Below are 5,531 nucleotides of genomic sequence, written 5' to 3' on the forward strand. Positions count from 1 at the left end.
CCGTTCTCCTGGGACCTCCCGTACGCCTGGCCGCGCAAACCCGTGCTGGCGCGCAACGTGGTCTGCACGTCGCAGCCGCTGGCCGCACAAGCCGGTCTGGCGATGCTGGCCGACGGCGGCAGCGCAGTCGACGCGGCACTGGCCGCCGCGATCACTCTGACCTTGGTCGAGCCGGTGTCCAACGGCATCGGCTCCGACGCCTTCGCCATCGTGTGGGACGGCGAGAGGCTGCACGGGTTGAACGCCTCGGGGCGCTCGCCTGCGGCATGGACACCGGAGTACTTCGGCGGCGGCCCGGTGCCGGAGCGGGGTTGGAATTCGGTGACCGTGCCAGGCGCGGTATCGGCGTGGACCGAGCTGCACGCCCGGTTCGGCAGGTTGCCGTTTGCCCGGATCTTCGAGCCGGCGATCGGCTACGGGCGCGACGGGTTCCTCGTCTCGCCGACGGTCGCCGCGCAGTGGGCCGACCAGGTGACGGAGCTGCGGCCGCAGCCGGGGTTCGCCGAGGCGTTTCTTCCGGGCGGGCGGGCGCCGGCACCTGGGCAGCGGTTCCGGCTCCCCGAGCACGCGGCGACGTTGGAGGCGATCGCGGCAACGGGCGGGGAGGCGTTCTACCGCGGCGAACTCGCCGCGACGATGGAGGCGCATTCGACCGCGAACGGCGGGGTCATGCTGGCTTCGGACCTCGCCGCGCACCGTGCCGACTGGGTCGATCCGATCAGCATCGACTACCGCGGCTATACGCTGCACGAGATCCCGCCGAACGGTCAGGGGATCATCGCCTTGATCGCGCTGGGCATCCTGCAGCACTTCGACATGGCCTCGCTCCCAGTCGATTCGGCAGACAGCATGCACCTCCAGATCGAGGCGATCAAACTGGCGTTCGCCGACGCGCTGGCCTACGTCGCCGACCCCGACCACATGCTGGTGGGTCCGCAACAACTCCTCGACGCCGACTACCTGAAGCAGCGGTCGACGCTGATCGACCCGGTGCGGGCCACACCGGTGGCGGCTGGCAGGCCGCCGGGGGGCGGCACGGTGTATCTGACCGCCGCCGACGCGTCCGGGATGATGGTGTCGATGATCCAGTCCAACTACGACGGCTTCGGATCGGGCGTGGTGGTGCCGGGCACCGGGATCTCGCTGCAAAACCGCGGGACCGAGTTCAGCGCGACGCCGGGGCATCCCAATCTGGTTGGGCCGCACAAGCGTCCGTACCACACCATCGTCCCCGGCTTCCTCACCAGAGACGGCGCACCGGTGATGAGTTTCGGCGTGATGGGCGGCACCATGCAGCCGCAGGGTCATCTGCAGGTCGTGGTGCGCATCGCCGACTACGGCCAGAACCCACAGGCGGCGTGCGACGGACCGCGGTTCCGCTGGTTGCAGGGCATGCAGGTGAGCGTTGAGGACGGCCTCCCACGCGCAACGGTCGACGAGCTGCGCAGGCGCGGCCACGATCTCGTCGTGGTCGACGACTACAACCAGTTCGGCAGCTGCCAGGCGATCTGGCGGCGGCCCGACGGGTATCTGGCGGCGAGCGACCCGCGCCGCGACGGGCAGGCCGCCGGCTTCTGAGCCGACCCGGCCATCCCGTCCCCGAGCGTCCCGCCCGTCAGAGGCTGCTCAGGTCGTCGGGCACGTCGATCGCGTGCTCGCGCAGCGTCTCGAGGGGCACGACGTCGAGGGTGCGTTCGTGGGTGGCCGCCAGCACCACCGGAGCGGCGTAGCCGTCGCTTTGGGCCCGGAGCCAATTCACTGCGGTCACGCACCAGCGGTCGCCGGGTGAGAGGCCGGGGAACCGGTATTGGGGCATCGGCGTCGAGAGGTCGTTGCCGATGGAGCGCTGGTGTTCGAGGAACTCTCCGGTGACGACAGCGCAGATGGTGTGCCGGCCGTGGTCCTCGTCCCCGGTCGAGCAGCAGCCGTCGCGGTAGAAGCCAGTGAGCGGGTCGGTGCCGCACTGCTCCAACGGGCCGCCAAGTACGTTGCGATCAGCCATCGGCCAAGTATTACCCCTAGCCGGGTGCGAGGCCATGGCGACGAGCACTACCCGGGCACTTGGTCGAGTGAATCCCAAAAGCCAGTCAGCGCGGCCGCGCCCCGTGCCGGGTCTTGCACCATCCACCAGTGGCCCAGCCCCTCGAGTACCTCGGTGCGGGCTCCCGCGCGCGTCGCTGCCCGGCGCCGGATCTCCTCCGAGCCGACGTAGTGGTCCTCGGTGGCAAGCAGGCACAGCCCCGGTCGCGCCGCGGCCCGCTCCAGTGACCGGCCTGCTTCGGCCAGGGCGGGTTGGCGCGCCGAGCGGTAGAGCAGCAGCAGCGCTCGAGCCATTTCCGGGCCGTGGGCGGTGGCCATCTTGGCGGCCACCTCGGGTGTCACGCCCAGCGCGACGATTCGTTCCGTTCGCTCCTGCAGTGTCCCGCCCAGCATGGCGTCGGCCAGCCGCTCGCCATCGCCGGGCGTCTGCCACACCAGCGCTGCCTCGTGCCAGACGTAGTCCGGGTCGAACACCCCGATGATGTCGCTGACCCAGCTGCGCACCGACTCTGGGCGGTGCATCATCGCGTTGACCACGTGGTTGCCGCCCCAATCGTGTCCGACGAGGTCGATTGGACCGTCCAGCCGCGCCAGTTCGGCTTCCAACCAGTCGCGGTAGTCCAGGTAGGTGGCGGGCCAGCCGTCCGGCAGCGGGGCGCCGAAGCCGGGCGGGGACAGCCGGATCACGTCATCCCGGCCGAGTGCCTCCACCAGGGGATCCCAGACCGCGTCGGTCTCCGGGTTGCCGTGCACCAGTACCACCGTCATGACCCAGATCCTGACACGGCAGTCGTGATCGTAGGGCGGCAGGGCCTAGCGCGCCAGTTCCTTTCGGGCGTATTGCCGCACAGCCTCTTTGACGATCTTCCCGTTGGAGGTCAGCGGAAGCGCATCGACGAACAGGACGTGCCGCGGGCGCTTGAACGCCGCGATCCTCGCACGCACGTGGGCGGCCAATGCCTCCGCCGAGGGGGGCTCGCCGGCCTTGGCGACGACCACGGCGCAGATTGCCTCGCCCCAGTACTCGTCGGGCACACCCACCACCGCGACCTGATCGACGTCCGGGTGGCTCGACAGCGCATCTTCGACTTCGCGTGAGGACACGTTCTCGCCGCCGGTGATGATGACGTCCTTGCGGCGGTCGAGCACGATCAGTCGCCCGGCGTCGTCGATGCGGCCGACGTCACCGGTGTGCAGCCAGCCGTCGACCGTCGCCGGTGTGTTGTCCGGCCAGTAGCCGGCGGCGACTTGTGCTCCGCGGACCAGGATTTCACCGACACCGTCCTTCTCGGAGGCGATGTCGATCTGGATGCGGATCTGCACCTCATGGTGCGCCCGGCCCGCGCTGGCCAGGATCGTTGCGTCACCATCCGCCCCGGCGCGGTGGTCGTCGGGGCCGAGAAACGTGACGTTGCCACCGGTTTCGGTCATGCCGTAGCCCTGATGGAAGCCGACGTCGAGCCGCGCGAGCGCCCGGCGGAGCAGGTCCGCCGGGATCGCGGCCGAACCGTAGGCGATGTCACGCAGCGTCGGCAACTCGGTCCCCGTCTCCTCGAGATGAGCGAGCAGGCCGTGCAGCATGGTCGGCGCCAGCGAGCAGGACGTGACCCCGTGCGCGTTGACGGCCTCGGCGAACGCGTCGGGGCGGAACGCCGCGACGGGCAGCACCGTCGACTGGGCGGCGTGCTGCACCAACATGTTGTAGCCCGCGACGTGGCACATCGGAAACGGCAGCAGGTAGACGCCGCCGGATCGCACCGACCGTCCTGCGACGGTGCCTCGCACCGCGGTGGTGATCGACCGATGGGTGTGCAGGACGCCCTTCGGCGCCCCGGTCGATCCGCTGGTGAACAGCAGCCAGGCCGGATCGTCGGGCCCGACCACTTCGGTGCCACCAGCCGACTCATGTTCCGCGCGTTGCCATTCCGGATCGTCGAACGCCACGACGTGCTCGACGGAGGGGAGGTGTTGGGCGATCCCCGAGAGTGCGTCCAGGTAGCGCGCATCACCGACGAGGATGGTCGGCCGGGCCGACGCGAGTTGGGTGGTCTGCCCGTCGGGGCTGAGCCGCTGATTGATCAGCACCAGGATGCGGCCGCTGCGGGGAACGCCGTAGTAGAGCCGGGCGTATGCGGCGCTGTTGTCCGCGATGACCGCGACGCGGTCGCCGCGACGGGTTCGCTCGGCCGTCCAGTTCGCGACGGAGCTCACCTGACGGTCGAACAGGGCGAAGGTAACGGTCGAGCCGTCGGGGCAGATGATGGCGGCCCGATCGGGCACCGCGGCGGCCGCCGACGACACCAGCTGGTGGATGAGTTCGATCCGGTCGGTCATCTCCGTCAGCTCGTCTGGCTGACCCGGCGCACAGAGACGGTCACGAAAAGCGAGGGTACTAGTAAGGGGTGGGCGCGCCCCTACGAGCAGAAGCAGCTCGCCAAGGCGTGATGGCGTCATCGAAATAGCGGTGGGGGCGTAGAAGTGCGAGGCGCCGGGCTCTGAGCGCTATGTGAACGCTTAGCGCGGCCGGCAGTTCGGCTTCAGCTCGGAGAAGTGGACGGCGGGCATGCCGTCGATGGTCACGAAGTCGGTTCCCACGTCCCACGTCGTTCCCGGCTTGATCCAGGGCGGTGCACTGTGGGGGTACGCAATGGAGAGATCGGAGTAGAACTTCACGCCCGACGGACAGAGCGCGTTGGTCGGTGGCAACGGATTCCACGCGTGCACGACAACGGGATTGGTCAGCCGCGTGCCCTGGGCGCAGTTCGGCTTGCATTCGATCGAGCCGTCCGTGCCGGTCCCCTTCGCGCCGTCGACGCCCCACGTCGTCCACGTCATGTCTTGCAGTACGCCCGTTCCGTCGCAGTTGTAGTCGAACCGCGCCGGTCGTTGCGGTGGGGGCAGAGCCAGATCGAAGCACTTGCCGATGGCGTAGACGGTGGTTTCGGATGGCGGTTCCGCCGCAGCGACGGGTGACGACCACATCATCATGACCGCGGCGACGGTCAACGGCACTGCCAGTGCGCGAGCCACTCGACCCCTCCTTCGCCGTAGCTGGACCTCGGGATGCTAACAGCACGCGTTGCGGTCCAAGTTCGTTGAGCCACTCCGCCGGTTCGGGGCCCGTCACCTCGTGCTCGGGAAGGTCAACGATCACCCTCGGGCAAGATCAGCGACAGCATGGTGTCGAGCCGGTTCGCCATGGTGCGGTAAGCCACGGACCGCGACTGCACCTGCAGCAGCGCTCCCCAGAACACCGTCTCGAGCGTGGCGAGCACCTCCGGCCACGCGCCGGTGCCCAACGCCGCGCCGAGCCTGCGGCGCACCTCTGCGCCGATCCGGGCGCGGACGTCGTCGACGGCGGGGTCGTCGTTGCGCAACAGCGCCTGCGTGCACGCTGCCGCGAGGCGGGGTTCATCGGCGACGATCAGGGTGATCGCCCGCAACTGAACGCTCACCCGGGACTGCAGGCTCGCCGTCGGATCGACGACCAG

The 5,531-nt window shown here is 69.4% G+C and carries 5 protein-coding genes and 1 pseudogene; 1 reads left to right on the forward strand and 5 read right to left on the reverse strand.

The genetic code is table 11. The features are described 5' to 3' along the window. A partial coding sequence (locus QOC69_RS00290) for a gamma-glutamyltransferase family protein (protein ID WP_526435196.1) occupies window positions 1-1,578 on the forward strand: 1,578 nt, incomplete at its 5' end. 37 nt (window positions 1,579-1,615) lie between these two features. On the opposite strand, the gene QOC69_RS00295 is transcribed toward QOC69_RS00290, so the two are convergent. From QOC69_RS00295 to QOC69_RS00315, 5 genes and pseudogenes are all read right to left on the reverse strand, one after another. Further along, window positions 1,616-2,002, reverse strand: coding sequence for a DUF2237 family protein (locus QOC69_RS00295; RefSeq protein WP_526435198.1), 387 nt, complete (start codon window positions 2,000-2,002; stop codon window positions 1,616-1,618). A gap of 47 nt (window positions 2,003-2,049) precedes the next feature. Beyond that, complete coding sequence (locus QOC69_RS00300; RefSeq protein ID WP_526435200.1) at window positions 2,050-2,808, reverse strand: alpha/beta fold hydrolase; 759 nt, start codon at window positions 2,806-2,808, stop codon at window positions 2,050-2,052. Between the two features lie 45 nt (window positions 2,809-2,853). Then, window positions 2,854-4,374: an AMP-binding protein gene (locus QOC69_RS00305; protein WP_526435202.1), complete on the reverse strand. Its 1,521-nt coding sequence runs from the start codon at window positions 4,372-4,374 to the stop codon at window positions 2,854-2,856. A gap of 180 nt (window positions 4,375-4,554) precedes the next feature. Continuing rightward, window positions 4,555-5,070 carry a hypothetical protein gene (locus tag QOC69_RS00310; protein ID WP_526435204.1) on the reverse strand — a complete coding sequence of 172 codons (516 nt, stop codon included), beginning with the start codon at window positions 5,068-5,070 and terminating at the stop codon, window positions 4,555-4,557. Between the two features lie 113 nt (window positions 5,071-5,183). Beyond that, window positions 5,184-5,531: pseudogene (locus QOC69_RS00315) on the reverse strand (TetR family transcriptional regulator); the annotation flags it as partial.

Origin of the sequence: Mycobacterium sp. (assembly GCF_032162105.1) — a bacterium.
GTDB lineage: Bacteria > Actinomycetota > Actinomycetes > Mycobacteriales > Mycobacteriaceae > Mycobacterium.

Coding starts and splice junctions, on each gene's coding strand:
- QOC69_RS00300 (WP_526435200.1), bottom strand. CDS start 2,808: ATGACGGTGGTACTGGTGCACGGCAACCCGGAGACCGACGCGGTCTGG.
- QOC69_RS00295 (WP_526435198.1), bottom strand. CDS start 2,002: ATGGCTGATCGCAACGTACTTGGCGGCCCGTTGGAGCAGTGCGGCACC.
- QOC69_RS00305 (WP_526435202.1), bottom strand. CDS start 4,374: ATGACCGACCGGATCGAACTCATCCACCAGCTGGTGTCGTCGGCGGCC.